The organism is Pontibacter diazotrophicus (genome assembly GCF_003367245.1).
GTDB classification, from domain to species: domain Bacteria; phylum Bacteroidota; class Bacteroidia; order Cytophagales; family Hymenobacteraceae; genus Pontibacter; species Pontibacter diazotrophicus.
Genome location: NZ_QRGR01000020.1, coordinates 85167 through 105120, shown reverse-complemented (window position 1 = coordinate 105120; position 19954 = coordinate 85167). Strand labels below are relative to the sequence as shown.

At 49.3% G+C, this 19954-nt stretch carries 16 protein-coding genes; 10 read left to right on the top strand and 6 right to left on the bottom strand.

The window, feature by feature from the left end; translation table 11 throughout:
- Positions 1-154: 154 nt before the first annotated feature.
- The 6 genes from DXT99_RS17640 to uvrA all read left to right on the top strand — a co-directional run bounded on the left by DXT99_RS17640 (position 155) and on the right by uvrA (position 8220).
- On the top strand, positions 155-1405 hold the full coding sequence (locus DXT99_RS17640) for an ABC transporter permease (RefSeq protein ID WP_115566903.1): 1251 nt from the start codon (positions 155-157) through the stop codon (positions 1403-1405).
- Positions 1406-1531: 126 nt separating this feature from the next.
- Positions 1532-2395 carry an LOG family protein gene (locus DXT99_RS17635; RefSeq protein WP_115566902.1) on the top strand — a complete coding sequence of 288 codons (864 nt, stop codon included), beginning with the start codon at positions 1532-1534 and terminating at the stop codon, positions 2393-2395.
- A gap of 140 nt (positions 2396-2535) precedes the next feature.
- Entirely contained in the window at positions 2536-3105 is a 570-nt protein-coding gene (locus DXT99_RS17630; protein WP_115566901.1) for a TetR/AcrR family transcriptional regulator, read from the top strand.
- A gap of 72 nt (positions 3106-3177) precedes the next feature.
- On the top strand, positions 3178-4551 hold the full coding sequence (locus tag DXT99_RS17625; protein WP_115566900.1) for an alpha-amylase family glycosyl hydrolase: 1374 nt from the start codon (positions 3178-3180) through the stop codon (positions 4549-4551).
- 195 nt (positions 4552-4746) lie between these two features.
- The gene (locus DXT99_RS17620; protein WP_115566953.1) at positions 4747-5145 is read left to right on the top strand and encodes a DUF202 domain-containing protein; all 399 of its coding nucleotides are present in this window, start codon (positions 4747-4749) and stop codon (positions 5143-5145) included.
- Between the two features lie 159 nt (positions 5146-5304).
- Positions 5305-8220 (top strand): excinuclease ABC subunit UvrA, encoded by a 2916-nt coding sequence (gene uvrA / locus DXT99_RS17615; RefSeq protein WP_115566899.1) that lies wholly within the window; start codon positions 5305-5307, stop codon positions 8218-8220.
- 52 nt (positions 8221-8272) lie between these two features.
- Here uvrA and DXT99_RS17610 read toward each other — a convergent pair whose 3' ends face one another.
- Positions 8273-8842, bottom strand: a complete 570-nt coding sequence (locus DXT99_RS17610) for a DUF4142 domain-containing protein (RefSeq protein WP_115566898.1) — start codon at positions 8840-8842, stop codon at positions 8273-8275.
- Positions 8843-8929: 87 nt separating this feature from the next.
- Positions 8930-9541, bottom strand: coding sequence for a DUF4142 domain-containing protein (locus DXT99_RS17605; RefSeq protein ID WP_115566897.1), 612 nt, complete (start codon positions 9539-9541; stop codon positions 8930-8932).
- 245 nt (positions 9542-9786) lie between these two features.
- Here DXT99_RS17605 and DXT99_RS17600 point away from each other — a divergent pair, with 245 nt between their 5' ends.
- A complete protein-coding gene (locus DXT99_RS17600; protein ID WP_147294246.1) occupies positions 9787-10473 on the top strand; it encodes an ABC transporter ATP-binding protein in 687 nt (228 codons plus the stop codon).
- A 49-nt stretch (positions 10474-10522) separates the two neighbouring features.
- Here DXT99_RS17600 and DXT99_RS17595 read toward each other — a convergent pair whose 3' ends face one another.
- The 3 genes from DXT99_RS17595 to rpoN form a co-directional block, all read right to left on the bottom strand.
- Positions 10523-11143 (bottom strand): hypothetical protein, encoded by a 621-nt coding sequence (locus DXT99_RS17595; RefSeq protein ID WP_115566895.1) that lies wholly within the window; start codon positions 11141-11143, stop codon positions 10523-10525.
- Between the two features lie 194 nt (positions 11144-11337).
- A complete protein-coding gene (gene yiaK / locus DXT99_RS17590; RefSeq protein WP_115566894.1) occupies positions 11338-12321 on the bottom strand; it encodes a 3-dehydro-L-gulonate 2-dehydrogenase in 984 nt (327 codons plus the stop codon).
- A 361-nt stretch (positions 12322-12682) separates the two neighbouring features.
- Entirely contained in the window at positions 12683-14122 is a 1440-nt protein-coding gene (rpoN, locus tag DXT99_RS17585) for an RNA polymerase factor sigma-54 (protein ID WP_115566893.1), read from the bottom strand.
- Positions 14123-14456: 334 nt separating this feature from the next.
- Between rpoN and asnS the strand changes: the two genes are divergently transcribed.
- Together asnS and DXT99_RS17575 are read left to right on the top strand one after the other, a co-directional pair.
- Complete coding sequence (asnS, locus tag DXT99_RS17580) at positions 14457-15896, top strand: asparagine--tRNA ligase (protein ID WP_115566892.1); 1440 nt, start codon at positions 14457-14459, stop codon at positions 15894-15896.
- Between the two features lie 326 nt (positions 15897-16222).
- The gene (locus DXT99_RS17575; protein WP_115566891.1) at positions 16223-17776 is read left to right on the top strand and encodes a hypothetical protein; all 1554 of its coding nucleotides are present in this window, start codon (positions 16223-16225) and stop codon (positions 17774-17776) included.
- An 88-nt stretch (positions 17777-17864) separates the two neighbouring features.
- Here DXT99_RS17575 and DXT99_RS17570 read toward each other — a convergent pair whose 3' ends face one another.
- Positions 17865-18362: a DUF4168 domain-containing protein gene (locus tag DXT99_RS17570; RefSeq protein ID WP_115566890.1), complete on the bottom strand. Its 498-nt coding sequence runs from the start codon at positions 18360-18362 to the stop codon at positions 17865-17867.
- Positions 18363-18667: 305 nt separating this feature from the next.
- Between DXT99_RS17570 and DXT99_RS17565 the strand changes: the two genes are divergently transcribed.
- The gene (locus DXT99_RS17565) at positions 18668-19933 is read left to right on the top strand and encodes a hypothetical protein (RefSeq protein WP_115566889.1); all 1266 of its coding nucleotides are present in this window, start codon (positions 18668-18670) and stop codon (positions 19931-19933) included.
- Positions 19934-19954 lie beyond the last annotated feature (21 nt).

The following is a 19954-nucleotide window of genomic DNA, read 5'->3' as shown; positions in this document are numbered from 1 at the left end:
GATACGTTAACAGTTAAACCACCCATAGGGGTTCATATATACCCGTTCTGTAGAAACCAAAAAATCAAGCCGCAAATTTACTCAGTTTGGCCGAATATTTATTACTTTTAAGGAAATTACTTAGACCCTTTATAACCTGACTTAGAAAAAAACTATGATATACATCCGCCTTGTAGCAGAAAGCTTTCGGTTTGCGTGGCAGGCGCTTCGGGCAAACATGCTGCGCACTTTTCTTTCCCTGCTGGGGGTAACCATCGGTATCTTCGCCATTATCTCTGTGTTTACGCTGGTAGACTCACTGGAGCGTAACGTACGGGATAGTATGAGCTTTATAGGTGAAAAAGTTATCTATGTTCAGAAATGGCCATGGGCTTTCGGAGGGGGGGGATATCCCTGGTGGAAATATTTTCAGCGTCCGGAGCCTACCATCCGGGAATTTCGCCAGCTGGAGCGGCGCCTCACCATGGATGATGGTATCGCCATCTTCTCTGACAGGGGAAGCAATACCTTTAAGAGTGGCAACAACAGCTTCAGCGATGCCACTTTGATGGGTGTATCTTACCAGTTTAATAATGTGATGGAGGTGCCTGTTGAGAGAGGCCGCTATTTTATACCACAGGAGGTAGACGCGGGCCGGAACGTCATCATTATCGGAAGCGAAGTAGCCGAAACGCTCTTCCCCAGGCAGGAACCAATAGGGCAGCAGATTAAAGTAGGCGGCCAGCGGTTTAGCATTATCGGGGTCTTCGAGAAGCAGGGAGAAAGCTTGTTTGGCGGACCGCCATTCGACCAGATGGGCATGATGCCGTATATGGCGTATAGCAAAATGTTCGCCACCGGGCCCAACGGCGTAGGTTCTACTATTGTGGTAAAAGGCCGAGAGGATGACCCCGGACTACTGGAACTGGAGTATGAGACGCGCGGCATCATGCGCACGATACGCGGCCTGCGGCCCCGCGATGAGGACAGTTTTGCTATGAACCGCCCTGAAATGGCCACACAGGCTATCAGCGGTTTTTTTGAGGTGGTAGGTTTAGCCGGATGGGTAATAGGAGGCTTCGCTATACTTGTAGGAGGGTTCGGCATTGCCAACATCATGTTCGTATCAGTAAAAGAGCGGACCAATATCATCGGGATACAAAAGTCACTGGGTGCCAAAAACTATTTCATCCTGTTTCAGTTCTTGTTTGAGTCGGTGTTCCTGAGTGTGTTAGGCGGCGCTGCCGGCATCCTGCTGGTGTTCCTGCTCACGCTTATTCCGCAGGACATGATGGCGGTAGGACTTTCAGCAAGCAACATTATACTGGGGCTTGGCGTATCGGCCGTGATAGGGATGCTCTCAGGTATCATTCCAGCTGTTCTGGCCTCTAACCTGGACCCTGTTATTGCCATCCGATCCAAATAAACCAAAATTACCAGGCTACTGTAGTTCTCCTCACAATGCTGCAGGCCGTATAAGAATTTTTGATACGAAACGCGCCTGCTATAAAGGTGCTGGGGAGCATTAGCTCCTGATGAAGATGTATAAATTATGACGAAACTTAGAAAGACGAGTAAAACAAAACTGCAGGAGGAAACCGTGAACACGGGAAGTGGACAGACGATTCTAAAACCTGATGTAAACGAAAACAAAGCACGTTCAGTAAGTGATTTGCGCGAAAGTGGCGAGTCTACTGCGGCGCCTGCCTCTGATGAGGATAAAAGAATACGCCAGGCTTTTGTTGACAAAGACTGGAACGAGATAAAAATCGCCGACTCCTGGCAGATATTTAAAGTAATGTCTGAATTTGTGGAGGGCTTTGAGAAGCTGGCTAAAATAGGCCCCTGCGTTTCGATTTTCGGTTCGGCCCGCACTAAAAACACGCACAAGTATTACCAGATGGCAGAGGAAATTGCCGCTAAGCTGGTGCGCCACGGCTATGGAGTGATTACGGGTGGTGGCCCGGGCATTATGGAGGCTGGTAACAAAGGCGCTCACTCTGAGGGTGGCAAGTCTGTTGGTCTTAATATCCAGCTGCCGTTCGAGCAGTTTAACAACATTTATATCGACTCTGATAAGCTCATCAACTTCGACTATTTCTTTGTGCGCAAAGTCATGTTCGTAAAGTATGCGCAGGGTTTTATCGTGATGCCAGGCGGTTTCGGAACACTGGATGAGCTGTTTGAGGCGATCACGCTCATTCAGACAAGAAAAATTGGTGCCTTCCCGATTGTATTGGTGGGCCGCTCTTTCTGGGGAGGCCTGATGGAATGGGTGGAAAATGTGATGCTGAAGGTGGAAAACAACATCAGCCCCGAGGACATGGAATTGGTGCATATTGTGGATGACGCCTCTGAAGCTGTTAAGATCATCGACGACTTCTACAGCCAATACCTGCTGTCTCCAAACTTCTAACGCGATACACTATTTCGGTATACTTAAAACAGAAAAGCAGGCCCTATCAGGGTCTGCTTTTCTGTTTTAGAGGAAAAGATCCGAAATTACCTTATTTTTGCTACACCCACCTTCGGGTACAAATACATTAAACCCTCCTGATGTCTGATAACCGCGCCACTATATTAGATTGCTCCCTCAGCCTGTTTGCCGCCAAAGGATACGATGCCGTGGGGGTGCAGCAGATAGTGGAAGCCGCAGGCATTAAGAAGCCAACGCTTTACCACTACTTCGGCAGCAAGCGCGGCGTGCTGGAGGCGCTCATGCAGGAACAGTTCACTCCTTTTCTGGCGAGAATAAAAGAGGCCGCAACCTACAACGGGGACCTGCCACTGACACTGCAGCGTGTGGTGGAGAGCTATTTTCAGTTTGCCATGCGCGAGCCTACCCTCTACCAGATGCACCTTGCCGCCTGGTATGGCAACCCTGAAAGCGAAGCCTCACAGGTCATCACACCTGCCATCCGGGAGCAGCACCAACTGTTGGAGACTTTGTTTCAGCAGGCGGCGAAAAACCACGGCAACATGCGGGACCGCCACCAGGTATATGCAGCCACTTTCCTGGGTATGATTAACACGTACGTGGTACAGGCAAGCCACCACCAGGTGGAGCTAAACGCAGAGACAGTGAAGAAGGCGCTGCAGCAGTTTTCTTATGGAATTTACTCCTGAATTTTACAGAGTCACTTTTATTTTCTACCTTTGTATACCGAACGGTATGTACAATCAAAATAGAACGTAATAATGAAACATATAGCAGCCTCATGGGCTTCAGAAGCCATCTTCTACCATATCTACCCACTGGGCCTGTGTGGAGCCCCTTCTCATAATGACTTCGCATCTCCGGCAGCGCCACGATTAGAAGCCGTCCATAACTGGATTTCACACATAAAAAACTTAGGCTGCAACGCACTTTACCTCGGGCCTGTATTCGAGTCCGGCACACATGGTTATGATACCGCCGATTACTTCACCGTCGACTGCAGGTTGGGAACAAATGACACGCTAAAAGAACTTATCGTACAATTGCACGCCAATGGCATCAAGGTAATTCTGGATGGGGTGTTCAACCACGTGGGCCGCGACTTCTGGGCTTTCCGTGACCTGCTGGCCAATGGTGAAAACTCTCCGTACCGCGATTGGTTCGCTGGCGTAGACTTTAGCCGGAGCAGCCCCTACGGCGATGCCTTTGCTTACGAGGGTTGGAACGGACACCATATCCTGGTCAAACTGAACCTCGATCATCCGGACGTCCGTGCCCACCTCTTCTCTGCCATACAAATGTGGAAGGATGAGTTTGAAATAGACGGCCTGCGCCTGGATGCCGCTGACGTGATGGACCTCACCTTCCTCCGCGACCTGGCTGGCTTCTGCCATGGGCTGCAGGCCGATTTCTGGCTCTTAGGCGAAGTGATACACGGGGATTACCGCCGCTGGGCAAACCCGGAGATGCTCGACTCCACCACCAATTACGAGTGCTACAAAGGCCTTTTCTCCAGCCACAACGATAAGAACTACTTTGAACTGGCGCACTCGCTCAACCGGCTGTTTGGAGAGCAGGGCATTTATAAAAATCTACCGCTTTACTCCTTTGCCGATAACCACGACGTAAACCGGATTGCCAGCACCCTACAGAACCCAACGCACCTCTACCCGCTCCATATCCTGCTCTTTACCATGCCCGGCGTACCCTCTATTTACTATGGCAGCGAATGGGGAATCAGCGGCACCAAGCTGCCTGACAGTGATGCGCCACTGCGCCCGAAGCTGCTCCAGCCGGAAGCACTGGAGCAGAAGCCTCACCCGGCATTGGCAGATACCATCAGTCGTTTAGCCGGCATTCGTAAAAAGCATGCAGCCTTGAAGTATGGTAGCTATAAGCAGGTGCACGTCGCGCACGAGCAACTTGCCTTTGCCCGGCGCACGAAAGAAGAACATCTCATAGTAATAGTGAACGCTGCCAGTACGCCAGTCAATCTTTCTCTAAAGGTGGAGGAGCCTGATGGGCGCACACTGGTTGACCTGCTGGAGCCGCAACAACAGTTCAGCGTTCGGAACGGACAGGTGCAAATAGACGAAGTGCCGGCATGCTGGGCCAGAATATTACAGGTGCAGTAAGGAAATTTAGCTGAATATTTTAGCGCACCATACACCAGTAGCACGACTTAAGATGCCTGCTACTGGTGTATGGTGCGCTACTTATGTGTGGCATCCGGTTGAGTTGCAGACTTCGTGTAAGTTGACAGAAAAACAAAGCCCGATGTAGGCAAAAAGATGCTTTACCCTTCCCCGCCTCCTTTCGTACACTTCTGCATGAGTATAAGATCACTGCTTCTCGGAAGAGCAAAGAAAAAGATAAAGAAGAGGCTAAAAGTACAGGAAAAGCAAAACCTGGAAATGCGGGACAAGCTGGCCATGGAGCGTACGAAACTGGCGAATGAGCGAACTTTCCTGTCTTATATGCGCACGGGCACGGCGATGGTGCTGGCGGGGCTTACCTTCATTAAAGTTTTTGAGGATGACCCTTTTTATATTGGAGTAGGACTTGCCTTTATTCCTATCGGGTTAGGGATAACTATTTTTGGTTATTCCAGATTTTCCAAAAAGAGGCGGGAGGTGGCACAACACACGTACGCCTATGCCCCTACCAGCACGGCACATGCCGAGGTGGCCGAGCAGGAAGAGCCAGCCCCACAAAATGTATCGCCTTAGCAGCGCAATATTCTGCCTCGCCAAATCTCTTTCTTAACACTATAAAACGCACCGCCTCTAAACCAATTGCTACTGATTTCTGTTAAGAAGGGTTAGGATTTTGCTGCTGCAGAAGCCTGAGATTACGTACCTTTGCTATTTAAAAATTACACACGCTGAATGGCTTTCAACCCAGAGCAACAAATAACTACTGGCACCACTGCACCTAACACTGCCACCACCGCGCCTGCCATGGCCGGGGAAGCGCAACAGATAGAAGTATACGGTGCCCGCGAACATAACCTGAAAAACATTTCCATCAAGCTGCCGCGCTACAAACTGGTGGTGTTTACCGGCATCAGTGGCTCAGGTAAATCATCGCTGGCCTTCGACACAATTTACGCAGAAGGGCAGCGCCGCTACATGGAAACCTTCTCGGCCTACGCCCGCTCGTTTATGGGTGGGCTGGAACGCCCGGATGTAGACAAGATAGAGGGCCTCTCGCCGGTCATCTCTATTGAGCAGAAGACAACGAGCCGTAATCCTCGCTCCACAGTGGGCACCATCACTGAAATCTACGATTTTATGCGCCTGCTTTGGGCGCGTACCGCAGAGGCTTTTAGTTATGTGAGCGGCGATAAGATGGTGCGCCAGAGCGATGACCAGATTGTAAACCACATCCTGGAGAATTTTAGCGAAAAACGCGTCATTGTACTTGCACCGGTGGTGAAAGGCCGCAAGGGCCATTACCGTGAACTGTTCCAGCAGATCCGCAAGATGGGCTTTATACGGGCCCGCATAGATGGCGAACTGGTGGAGATTACGCCGAAGATGCAGGTAGACCGCTACAAAATCCACGATATCGAGATTGTGGTGGATAAGATTGTAGTGAAGGAGGAAGACCGTTTCCGCCTGTCCGGCTCCATACAGAATGCCCTGACGCATGGCAAGGGCACCGTGCTGATTCTGGACGCTGACACAAACCAGACACACTTCTACTCGCGCCACCTGATGGACCCTGCCACTGGTATTGCCTACGATGACCCTGCTCCGAACAGCTTCTCCTTCAACTCTCCTTATGGTGCCTGCCCTGTCTGCAATGGCTTGGGGGAGATACAGGAGATAACCGAGGAAACGGTGATTCCGGACAAGAGCCTGAGCATCCGCCGGGGAGGTATCGCCCCGCTTGGCGAGTACCGCGATATCTGGATTTTCAAGCAGATTGAAGCGTTGTTCAAGCATTTTAAGGCTTCTGTGGCGACACCCATCAAAGACCTGCCGGAAGACCTGCTGCACATCCTGATGTATGGCCTGGAGGAGGATCTGGAGGTAAGCACCAAGAAGGGCAATTATATTGTAGAGTTTGAGGGCATCATTAACTTCCTGAAAGGTCAGATGGAGTCAGATTCCGACAACATCCGCTCCTGGATTGAAGACTTTACCCAGACCTCCGTTTGCCCGGAGTGCAGCGGCTATCGCCTGAAGAAAGAATCGCTGCACTTTAAGATAGACGGCAAAAACATCGGAGAGCTGTCGGTGCTGGATATCAACAAGCTGGCCTCGTGGTTCGAGGGCCTGGAAGACAGGCTGAGTGAGCGCCAGAACGTGATTGCACGGGAACTGCTGAAAGAGATCCGGAAGCGCATTGGTTTCCTGCTGGATGTAGGCCTGGAGTACCTGAGCCTGCACCGCCCGGTGCGTACGCTGTCTGGTGGCGAAAGCCAGCGCATCCGTTTGGCTACGCAGATTGGTACCCAGCTGGTGGGAGTGCTTTATATTATGGATGAGCCAAGCATAGGCCTGCACCAGCGCGACAACGAGCGCCTTATTAATGCCCTGAAAGACCTGCGCGATTTAGGCAACTCCATTATTGTAGTGGAGCACGACAAAGACATGATCATGCAGGCGGATTATGTGGTGGATATCGGCCCTGGCGCCGGTATACATGGTGGCCAGGTGGTAACTGCCGGTACGCCAGCACAGATGCTGCAGGCAGGTACCACCACCGCCGACTTCCTGAGCAATCGCCGCGGCATCTCTGTGATGCGGAAGAAACGCCCGGGAACCGGACAGAAACTGCGCCTGATTGGTGCTACAGGCCATAACCTGAAAAACGTAACGCTGGAGCTGCCTCTGGGCAAAATGATTTGCGTAACGGGTGTGTCAGGTAGTGGCAAGTCCTCGCTGATCCACGACACGCTGTACCCTATTCTGAACACGCACTTCTTTAGGGCGAAGCGGGATCCGCTGTCATACAAAAAGATAGAAGGCCTGGAGCACATCGATAAAGTAATTGAGGTAGACCAGTCACCGATTGGCCGCACGCCGCGCTCCAACCCTGCCACTTATACCGGTGTCTTCACCGATATCAGAACATTGTTTGCGCAGCTGCCGGAGGCGAAGATAAGGGGCTACTCCCCTGGCCGCTTCTCCTTTAACGTGAAAGGCGGGCGCTGCGAGGCCTGTGAAGGCGCTGGAATGCGCACCATCGAGATGAACTTCCTGCCGGATGTATATGTGCCCTGCGAGGTCTGCAAAGGCAAGCGCTACAATCGTGAAACACTGGAAGTGCGCTTCAAAGGCAAATCTATCACAGATGTACTGGACATGACGGTGGAGCAGGCCGTAGTCTTTTTTGATAGCCAGCCACGCATCCTGCGCAGAATACAGACGCTGAATGAAGTGGGCCTGGGCTATATTACTTTAGGCCAGCAGGCAACAACCTTGTCAGGCGGTGAGGCACAACGCGTGAAACTGGCGACAGAACTATCAAAGAAGGATACAGGCCAGACACTTTATATTCTGGATGAGCCTACTACAGGACTGCATTTCCAGGACATCGAGCACCTGTCGGATGTGCTGCACAAACTCACGAACAAGGGCAATACCGTGCTCATTATCGAGCACAACCTCGACCTGATCAAAGTAGCCGACCATATCATCGACATCGGTCCGGAAGGTGGTGAAGCAGGTGGTACCATTGTGGCCACAGGCACACCGGAGGAAGTAGTGGCCGCAGGCAAAGGCTATACCTCCAAGTTCCTGAAGGAAGAGCTGGAGACGAGCCACTACCGTGAAAGCAGCGATGCAAGCTAAGTTATCAACATACTTTAAAAAAGGAGCGGTTATTTAATAGCCGCTCCTTTTTTTATGCATTCTTAATTTTTTCCTCCAACTCTTCCACCAACTGCTGGTGCCGCCGCAGCAGGGGCAGTTGCTTAGAGGCATACTGCTTTAGCTCCATTGCCTGCCCGTTTTCCGCTATATCTTCGTAGCGTTCTATGATCTCCTCCTGCTCATCGCTTAGGCGGTTTACATAAGCCAGGTCAAAAGCAATACCTGTTTTGGCGGTTATTTCCTGGTATATGTCATGATGCCTGGACCCCAGTGTAGTGGGCAGCACAAAGTTGCTCTGGCTGGCTATCTGTTGCAGCTCGTTTAGCATTTGCTGATTGGCTTGCATCATTTCCTGGGCCAGTTCCCGCACTTCAGGGCTTACAGCCGCATCTAGTGCCGCCTCTCCGAGTTGCATCTCCAGCAAACTGGCGCTTGCAGCCTCTGCGACAAACAAGGCATCGTTTCGCATGCCTTCCACACCCGCTGCCTCAAACTGCTGCACACTCTGCTCTGTTGCCTGTTCTATGCTATCGTCGGGGGAGCAGGCGGTGGTAAAGAAGAGGGCGGTGGCGGATAATACAGTTAGTACAGTTTTTTTCATGGTGCCTGTTGGTTTAAAGTATAAAGCATCTGCAAGATAAAACTTACAGATGCTTTTACTATAATGTTACGGATTTAAGTCTCCTTCCTACTGCTCTCTGGGTGTACCTAGATTAGCAGTGTTGTTACCGCCTACTGTCTCATCCAACTGATTGGCCTGTTGGTGGTGTTCTCGCAACTTAGGCAGCGTAGTAGTAGCAAAGTTCTTCACATCCGGGTCCTCCAGGTCCTCGGATGCATCCTCAAACAAGCTTATCGCTTCTTCATGAGAACTAACCATCAGGTCGGCATACTCCTGGTCGAACTCAGCGCCGTTCTTGTCTCTCAGGCTTTGCAACTGGTCCATATGTTCCTGACTCATGCTGTCTGGCAACGTGATATTTTTTTGCGAAGCAATCGATTGTAGCTGTTCGGTTGCCTGTGTGTGGTCTGTCACCATCATCTGCCCGAAGTCTTTTACCGCCTGGTTCTGGCCTTTCTGTTGCGCCAGTTGCCCTGCCTCAATTTCCAGCATGTTGCTTGATGCCGCCTGTGTCATGAACTCAGACTGATCTATCTTGCGATCCTCCATGGCGGTGTCTTCAAACCGCTGCTCATTTGTTTCCTGTGCGTTCTCTACGGCACCTTGCTCCTGGTTACAGGATGCCATTCCAAATACGAAAGCGCCTATTATAAGTCCTGTTGATGCAAATTTTTTCATAGTTCTATTGTTGTTAAGTTCTTGTATCCTGTACAAACAGACTAATTATACGCCTTAACCATTACTGAGTTATAGAAATCTGTTATGCCTGAGCTTTATAGCAGTTAATAGCATCTGAGGGCCTCCTAAGAAAGCACCAAATTAACCTGCAAAAATCACAACTAATATCTGGCTTCTGTAGTATATAATCCATATTATATATAAATATACTATTCTAATAAGTCAATAATTGTGAGCCCTAAAAAATGATGAAGAAAATTCACCTTCACCGAATGTTAGCTGCCGCTGCGCTGCTGCTTGCACCATTGGGTATAGCCAACGCACAGAGCGATGGGGAAGTACCGAGTATGGATAAGTCCTATGACCGGGTGCTGAAAGTTTACCCGCTACAGCTTAGTGAAGTATATCTGGCTTACGAGAAAATGCGCACCGATCGCATCTCCAATGAGCTTGGATTAAGCTACATTTACAGTGTTTATATGAAAGGTGATGCGTCTTCTCCTGAGAGTCAGCCCGTGCAAGGGGCGTCTGTCCGGATGAGTCAGCGCAGGTATACCTTGAAGAACGAGGGCCAGCCATTCGGTTTCTTTCATGGTCCCTTCTTTGGGTATCGATTTCTGGCGTATGAGCAGGATGTTTTTGAACAGTTGACACAAACACCAGACGCCCCAACTTATCATGGTGTTGGCCATCTGTACCAGCACTCACTCGACCTTAGCTACCAACTTGGAATACAGTTTAACCTGATGGGCCTACTGACAGCAGATGTCGCCGCCTCACTTGGCGGGCGGGTGAAGTATGCCCTTGCCAACAACGCAGGCGAACTCCTGACAGACCACATTATTGGCCATGCGGTAATAGCAGAAAACAACTCCGCTATTTTTGCTGTGCCCTTACCGCAGCTAAACCTCTCTGTTGGCTACGCATTTTAAGTTTTGCGCTGCAAATGAACACTTGTAGCACCTTTGCGGCAGCTAGCCGCTAAAGACCTGCATAAGCAGCAGCAACGGCCACTAAGAACCCGCTTACAAAACCGCCATATACTTCGCCGGGTGTATGCGCGTGCAACGACAGCCTGGCAGTGAGCACGGCTCCTGCCAGTAGTATGCCCAGGGCAATAGGCCCCACCATCATAGCGTCCGGGGCAAGCCAGCTCAACACCAGCAGCAAGCCTAAACCACCTCCCATACCCATGCTATGGGCGCTTATTTTCCAGAACTGCGAGATAATGAACGTCAGGAAAACAGAAGCGGCAATAATGCCCATCACAAAGTAAAAGATGGCATCGAAAGAAGACTCGCGGTACAGCAGGTAAGACGTGAGTGCATAGCAGACGCCCGTAAACAGCAGCGGCATACTGCGCTGCTCGCGCCTGTTCATTTCTATGGAATCGAGGTGGCCGAGGCGTACCATACTATAGGCGGCCACACCCGGAATAATAAAGGTGGTAAAAAAGATCATGCTCAGCACTATCCATCTGATCTGATAGGGCAACGTAATGGTGGCCGTGGGCATGTAGTAGAGTATGACTGCGAAAAGGTAAGTCGGAAGCAACAGCGGGTGAAATACAACCGACAGCACCTGCGCAAGGGTACGGTTCACTTTACAGAATTATGAATTACAAATGATGAATTAAGAATGGTTGCCTGTATGAAGGCATCAATAAAGTACTGAATAAATCTGGCACACTGGCACAAATCACACCTTCTGTTATACATCGCAAGCTACTGAACATCGGCGTATATACAGAAAAAAATGTTGGCGCAATTTTATGGTCTTGTGTAAGCAATGCGGATTTACAAATCTAAAACCTGCTTCCAGATTTCCTCATTTACCGGTATGCCTTCTTTTTGATTTCGGTGCCGTGTGGCCAAAGAGCTTTCTCCCGGATACCGGATCTCTCCCCCGTCATCCATTACACCGCTGCTTTTGGTATACTCGATAATGCGGTTGCTAATCGACTCATCCAGTTTGCGGGCATCTATACACAGGAAGAGCTGCGAAACGCCCGCTTCGTTTCCTGCCTCTGTAATCTGCGCTACAGACTTACCGCCACTTAAAGAGGACACCAGCACATCTATCACAAGCGACAACCCCGATCCCTTCCAGAAACCGATTGGCAGGCTCCGCTCTGTTTTTCTAATCTGAGTCGGATCTTTCGTCAACTGCCCCTGCCCATCATATCCACCGTCTACGGGTAGCTCTTTCCCTTTCAGCTCATACTCCTGCAGCTTACCGTACGAGAACTGCGAAATGGCCATGTCCAGCACAATATGTCCTTCTTTTCGAGGAATAGCAACCACGAGTGGGTTATTGCCTAACCGGGGTTCCTTTCCGCCCCAGGGGGGTAGATTGGCAATGCTGTTTGTGGCGCATATACCGATACATCCGGCGTCTGCCGCCTGCCAGCCATAGGTTCCGGCACGCATCCAGTGGTTGGTGTTTTTAACTGCTACGCAGCCTATGCCGTTTTCTTTCGCCAGTGCTACAGCACGCTGCATCGCTTTTGCGGCGGTATACATGCCCGGCGCCAGGTGGCCGTCCCACTGCTCTGTCACACCATTTTGACCTACTTTCTCAGGTTCGGCATGCACATCAATCAGGCCGTCCTTTACCATCTGTACAAAAACCGGAAAACGGTTTAGGCCATGCGAGTATACACCGTCTCTGCTATTCCCGGCAAAAATCTGCGCGCACAGTTCTGCTCTGTCTTCTTTAAAACCTGCCTTTAAGAGCACACGCTTAAACTGCGCTTTTAAATCCTCAAACGATACTTTCATTTTTGCTATTTATAGTTTTCGGGTGTACGAGACAAGCTGTTGCTTTGGTTGATTACATGGTAGCGCTCACTCCCAGCACCCTTGAATAATATACGCAGGGCGCTCCAGACTTTTTCCTGTCATCCTGGAAGGATCTTGTGAGCAAGTAGCATAAGCTTAACCTCCCGGGGTACCTCTATTTCAACCAGGATCCATTTAGGATGACTGATATATTTTGCCCCTATATTAGCGCGGCAAAGGTATGTGGAAAAGCATGATGCACAAGTCCATACTAGCAGTATCACAGTACAACTAGCTGCTGTTTATTTTGTAACAAAAGTTATTTTTGAATTTACTCTAAAGAAACTGTTGATTTCTGGGACTACAGCTCCTTGCGCAGACGAGCTACGGGTATGTTGAGCTGCTCCCGGTATTTGGCAACGGTACGGCGGGCAATATTATAGCCTTTCTCGTTCAGCATTTTCTCAATTTTCTCATCAGAAAGCGGCTTGCGCTTGCTTTCACCCTCAATGATTTCTTTCAGGATATGCTTTACCTCCCGGCTACTGGCGTCCTCGCCCGAATCTGTGGCGATACCTTCGGAGAAGAAGTATTTGAGCGGGTAAATACCGAACTCTGTCTGCACGGCTTTGCTGTTGGCCACGCGGCTCACGGTACTGATGTCCATACCGATTTCCTCGGCAATGTCTTTCAGAATCATCGGGCGCAACTCGCTTTCATCGCCTTCCAGGAAGAAGTTATGCTGGTACTTGATGATGGCCTCCATAGTGCGCAGCAGCGTGTTCTGGCGCTGCCGGATAGCATCTATGAACCATTTGGCGGCATCCAGCTTCTGCTTTACAAAGGTCACCGTTTCCTTCAGCTTCTTGTCCTTCTTGTCTGATTTGTCATAGGCATCAAACATTTCGGAGTAAGAGCGGCTGATGCGCAGGTCAGGTGCATTGCGCGAATTCAGCGACAGCTGCAGTTGCCCGTTCTCGTTGGTGAGAATAAAATCCGGGATGATGTACTGCACCCGCGTCATGCTGGCACCGGCACCACCCGGCTTCGGGTTTAACTTGATGATCAGGTCAATGGCTTTCTTCAGCTCGTCTTCTGAGATGTTGAACTTGCTCTGTATCTTCTGGTAATGCTTTTTTGTGAACTCATCGAACGACTCCCGGATAATACGCTCCGCCAGTACGGTTATCGGGTCCTGCTCCCGGCGCTCGAGTTGTATCAGGAGGCATTCGGGCAGGTCGCGGGCGGCAATACCGGCAGGGTCAAAGCTCTGGATAAGGTGCAGCATCTGCTCGATTTCCTCTTCGCTTGTCTCAATGTTCTGAGAGAAGGCCAGGTCGTTGGCAATGGCACTCAGGTCACGGCGGATATAGCCGTCATGGTCGATGCTGCCGATAAGCTGCATCCCAATAGCATACTCCCTGTCGTCCAGGTCCAGGAAGCCCAACTGGTCCATCAGCGAATCAGTGAGGGTAGAGGTCATGGCGATTGGCATCTCCTTGTCCTCGTCATCACCTCCGCGGTCTCCCTGCATTTTGTAGCCGCTTATCTCGTCGTCATTGAGGTAATCGTTCAGGTCAACATCGTCCTTGCCATATTCCTCTTCGCCTTCGTAGTCGTCGTTCTCGTTATACTCTTCAGTAGATTCCTCACGCCCCTCTTCTAAAGCAGGGTTTATCTCCATCTCTTCTTTTATGCGCGCTTCCAACTCAACAGTAGGTATCTGCAGCAGCTTGATAAATTGTATCTGCTGCGGCGATAACTTCTGAGATAAAAGTTGTCTTAAATCGAGTCGCTGCATAGGTTTATGTGAGAAAAAATGCTGTTAAGTGCACATCCAAATTTAGGATAATTTTACTCGCATTTACAAAAAAGGTTAAAATATCGTTACTTTGAGGGACTTTTAAGAAGACACAAGTATCAGGATATAAGACACAAGACTTCATAAGTATAATTTGCCGACGTGAGAAGGGAATGCTGATACACGCTGTATTGCAACAGTAACACCACGTACCGTTATACTTGTTCAGGAAAACACCTGTGCCGCCTACCGGACTATGCGAATCAGAAGGTATGAAAAAGTCCTTTCTTGTGTCCTGATACTTGTGTCCTGATACTCTACTATAACCGAACACATGCAACGCACAAAAGTAAAAGACCTGCTAACGGGTGCCGAAGCAGGCAAAGAGGTACTGCTGAAAGGCTGGGTGCGCACTAAGCGCGGCAACAAGTTTGTAAGCTTTATCGCCGTGAACGACGGCTCCACCATTCATAATTTACAGGTAGTAGCCGACGCTGAGAAATTCAGCGAAGAAACCCTGAAAGACGTGACCACAGGTGCCAGCATTGCCGTGACCGGTGAGTTGGTGGCATCGCAGGGCAAGGGACAGGCCTACGAGATTCAGGCCAGTTCTATTGAAGTACTGGGCAAAGCTGACCCGGAAACCTATCCGCTGCAGAAGAAGGCGCACTCGCTGGAGTTCCTGCGTGAAATCGCGCACCTGCGCTTCCGCACGAACACCTTCGGAGCAGTTTTCAGAGTGCGTAACTCATTGGCTTTTGCGGTACACAGGTTCTTCAACGAGAAAGGTTTTGTATACATGCACACGCCAATCGTGACCGCTTCCGACGCTGAGGGTGCCGGTGAGATGTTCCGCGTGACCACGCTGGACCTGGACAACCCGCCACGCACCGAAGAAGGCAAGATCAACTTTGAAGAAGATTTCTTCGGCAAAGCCACCAACCTGACGGTATCCGGGCAGTTAGAAGGCGAATTGGCGGCCATGGCTTTCAGCGATATCTATACCTTCGGGCCAACATTCCGGGCTGAGAACTCCAACACCACGCGCCACCTGGCTGAGTTCTGGATGATTGAGCCAGAGATGGCTTTCTATGATCTGAAGATGAATGCAGACCTGGCTGAGGAGTTTATCAAATACATCATCCGTTATGCGCTGGAGAACAACCGCGAGGACATTGAGTTCCTGGGCCAGCGCCTGGCCGAAGAAGACAAAAGTAAGCCTCAAAACGAGCGCCAGGAGATGACTTTGCTGGAGAAGCTGGAGTTTGTGGTGAACAATAGCTTTGAGCGCGTTACCTACACAGAGGCCATTGACATCCTGCTGAACTCAAACCATTATAAAAAGAAGAAGTTCCAGTATGAGGTGGGTTGGGGCGTAGACCTGCAGAGCGAACACGAACGCTACCTGGTGGAGAAACACTTCAAAAAGCCGGTGATCGTGACGGACTATCCGAAAGACATCAAGGCCTTCTATATGCGCGTGAACGACGACGGCAAAACGGTAGCCGCCATGGATATCCTGGCACCGGGCATTGGCGAAATTGTAGGTGGCTCGCAGCGTGAGGAGCGCCTGGATGTACTGGTAGAACGTATGAAAGGCGTAGGCATACACGAAGAAGACCTGTGGTGGTATTTGGATACCCGCCGCTTCGGAGGCTGCCCACACGCTGGCTTTGGTTTAGGCTTTGAGCGTATGGTGCAGTTCGTTACCGGCATGGGCAACATCCGCGATGTGATTCCTTTCCCGAGAACACCGCAGAACGCTGAGTTTTAAAACTGCTGTTTATTCATACTTTCAAGCGTCCGGCTAAGCTTAGCCGGACGCTTTTTTTGTGTCAACAGCTGTAACACAACAAATTATGATATATTTGGTGTACCTGAATAGGCTTGTCGCCCACTTATAGCCTGCGCAAAACAATATGCTGCAGCGCTACCTGTGTAAAGGTGCGTAGGGTGATAATGCTATTTTGCCGCCCCTGCTGTAACATCAGACAGACGAACAAACTGGTTCCCTTAAAATAATTTAAGCTTACCTATTGGTTTTGTATACTTTGGCCAAAAATTTGCACGTTATACTTATAACAATCAAGCCTTTATACTATGCGTAAAATATTCCTAAGCCTGCTCCTGATGGGTGCCTTCGCCACCGTGGCCAATGCCCAGAAAGAGTTCGCAAATATCGAATTACCCATGAACCGGGCCGAGGACCTTGTAACGGTGGCAGACGAGAGCGGCAATGTGTGCATTTACTTTTACCAGAGCGGCAGACTTAACTTTGCATTGCTCTCACCCAACGGGCAGCAGCTGGCGCAGCACCAGATTCCGTACCGCTACTCGCAGGAGCCGCAGATACTGGGTACCCGCGTAACAGACAATGAGTTTATCTTCTATAGCCGCTATACAAACGGCCGCCGGGAGTATGTACGCCCTTTTGCGGTTCACCGCAGAACAGGGGCCTTCCGCAGCATGCAGGACGAGCAACTACAGGTAGCGCGCAACGCCAACTTTTTAGGTGGCTTCGGCAACGATAATCACTTTTACATGCTCTATACCGACAAGGACAACAACATGCACCTGTACCGGGACACGGACGAGGATATGGCGCACTTAGAGCATAAAACTTTTAAACCGGAGATGCCACGCACCCGCGATCGGTATGCCCGCGAAACAGATTTGATTTACATAAGTGATGATATTGAGCACAATGTGTTTACAGGTCACCACCGCAGCAAAATCTATATCCGGGGCGAGAAGATCTATATGATCTATGACGGATTCAACCTGAGAGGCCAAAACAGAAAAGAGGCAACTACAGAGATTCTGACGCTTGACTGGAATACAGGCGAGACAAATTACCGCACGCTTCCATCTGTAGCCCAAGGCAACACCCCGACCTTCAACTCTTTCCTGCATAAGGACAAGTTGTTCAGGGTGCACCTCGAAAAAGACCAGTTTAAACTGACGGCTTTTGATTTTAAAACGCTGAAGCCAATCAAAGACTATTCTTACACCGGCGACGAGGAGATTGCCATAAAGTCTACACCCGTACAGCAACGCGGTGCGAAGTCTATCTTCTCCTCTAACGTCACTGAAATAGAGAAAACGTCGAAGATAATGAAGAACCTGGCCAATGGCGTGCCTGCCATTACCGTGGATGCCTTCAGCGACAGCACACTCCAGTTGACCATCGGCTCTTATAAAGCGCCGGCAGAAAGAAACGGCCGTAACGACATGGGCCGGATGGTGCGCACTCCTGACCGCTATGTAAGAACAGCACGTGGTTTAATGATGGTGCCGGGCCGTTGGACACCGGCTTACAACATCCCGAATTATTACCTGAACTCGCCTTACTACAGCCGCTACTTCTACGACCCGTATGGCCAGAGTAGTGGTTTCAGTTCAGGACCGGGAACCAGCACCTATTTCAGGTCTGTACTCAGCGCTGAAGACCTGGCTAAGGTAGAATCAGGAAAGGAGACGGAAGTGCTGCAGGATAAGATCGAGAACTTTGAGCAGGATCTAAAGCCAGAGCCAGAGTTTAAAACTGTGTACCGCTACGGCGACAAACTCCACTATGGTTACTACGACCGTAAGGCCAGAACTTTCCGGATTATGGAATTTGCACACGGCCAGGAGCAGGACAAGCAAGAGTAATCTTGAATAAAATAAACTCCACTAAAAGTTTAAAGCCCCGCCAGGTATGGCGGGGCTTTTTGATTACTTATAGATAAAGGAGGCGTGTTTACTGCTGCCCCATCATTTGGTTCACTCTCTCCTGCAGTGCAGGATCCTGGCGGTAGACCATCATAATCTGCTCATACTTCTCCAGCGTCATGCCGTCTTTCTGTATAGCAGTCTCCACCTCTTTCTGCATTTCAGGCTGCATGTCCATCATGCGTTGCGCAGCCTTGTTGAAAGCAGCCATTTCTTCTGCTGTGGCATCCACCTCAGTTAGCTTCTGTTGCTGATGTGCCTGTGCCATTTCATTAAATTTATCGATGCTCAGATTTTCTTCCTGAAGAATACCTAACATCGTTTTCTCCCCCTCCTGCTGCACCAGCATCAGGCGGTTGCTGGCATCTGCAAATTGCTGTAGATCAGCATCCGAAAAATTCTGCTGTGCCTCCTGTTGTTGCGCGGGAGGCGTAGTTTCCTGTGCTATTGCTACTGTACCGGCAGTAGAAAAGCCAAGCATAAGTGCAGCAATAGCTGCTCCCTTCAGTTTATTAAATAAGCTCATAAAGTTCTGGATTTAGTAAATAAAAGAAGTAATAAATAGATTTATCAGTCAGGAAAACTTCCCGGTTACATACTAAATTATACCTGTTTTAGGGGCAAATAGTTGCTAAACTGCTTGTTGGCAGTCCAATTCCCGGAGGCTTTCGGATGTGAAATGCCTATCTGAACAGGCAACGTAACTTCTTTGGTACAGCTCTTCTCTCCAAGGCCATACCTGCTCTGTGTTGCTTGCCCATACAATAACAAGCAGCTTCTATTCTGGTATATTACTTAATATACTTATATTTATGTTTCTATTTCCTGGATTTGAAAACAATACAAACTTTTGCCCTTCTTTGCCTTTTAATACTATTTGCCCAAGGGGCCTCTGCACAATCATTTTACAAGGCAGGCTTTATTGTTAGCCATAACAACGACACTACCTCAGGCTACATTAATTATAGGGACAACATAGCAAACGCTAAGCAGTGCAGCTTTAGGAAAAGCCTGGAGGGTGAGGTTACCACCTTTACACCTAACCAAATTAAAGCATACGGTTTTTTAAATGACAAATTCCATCAGGCAGAAAAAATAACAGAGAAGAATGGTGATAGCCTGACAATGTTTCTGGAGGTACTAGTGCAAGGCCAGGTAAGCCTCTATTACTACAAGGGTCGCTACTTTGCCAGGCGCTCCGGTGCACCAATCATTGAGATAAAAGCAGAGAGAAAAGTAGTTACAGTTGAAAGCCGCTCTTATGAAGTAGTCTCTAATAACCACCTTGTGGCACTGTCATCGCTGATGTACGATTGCCCGGATATTAGTGGGTCCATCGAAAGGATTCGCCTCGAAATAAACCCCTTAACGGATTTGTTTCGTCGGTATAACGCTTGTATGGGAGTTCCTGCCGTTATGTTCTCAACTTCTGAAAAGCCATGGTTCTCAATACAGCCAGGTGTACTTACAGGTATAAGCTATTCACAGCTCACTTTCAAAACAAAACATCAAAGCAACAGCAGTAGCAGCAGGCACTTAACCTACCCAAACTATTCTGACATAAGTTTGGTTACCGGTGCTTTCATGAATATTTCCTCTCCCAGGTCCAATGAGCGAGTTTCTTTACAACTAGAAGGTATGTACAGCAAGAACGCGTATAATACTTACATTGAATTGAGGGATGAATCTGGTACTATTAACAGTAGCGTCTCCAGAAATGACATCACCTTACAGCTCTCACAACTAAATACTAATGCTCTGGTACGCTATGGCTTAACTGGCGGCAAACACTTTGTACCCTTCGTTAACATAGGTCTGTCCAACAGTTTTGTATTAACCAGTTCCTCATCCAGAAAAGAGGAAATTGAGTACGCTGGCGCCATAGAACATCGACAGCATGAGCCAGTAAAATTTGCGGGTAACTACACCAGTTACCTGGTTGGTTTTGGGACTTTATATTCGCTCGGAGGCAAAAAAAGGCTGCTCGCGGAGTTAAGATATCAAAGGGGAAGCCGTATTCACAGCACTACAGACAGTTACGCGTTTTTGTATTCCGATTTAAATAGTTTCTCTTGTCTGGTTGGATTGTCTATTTAGATTGGTTTTATTAATCTGATT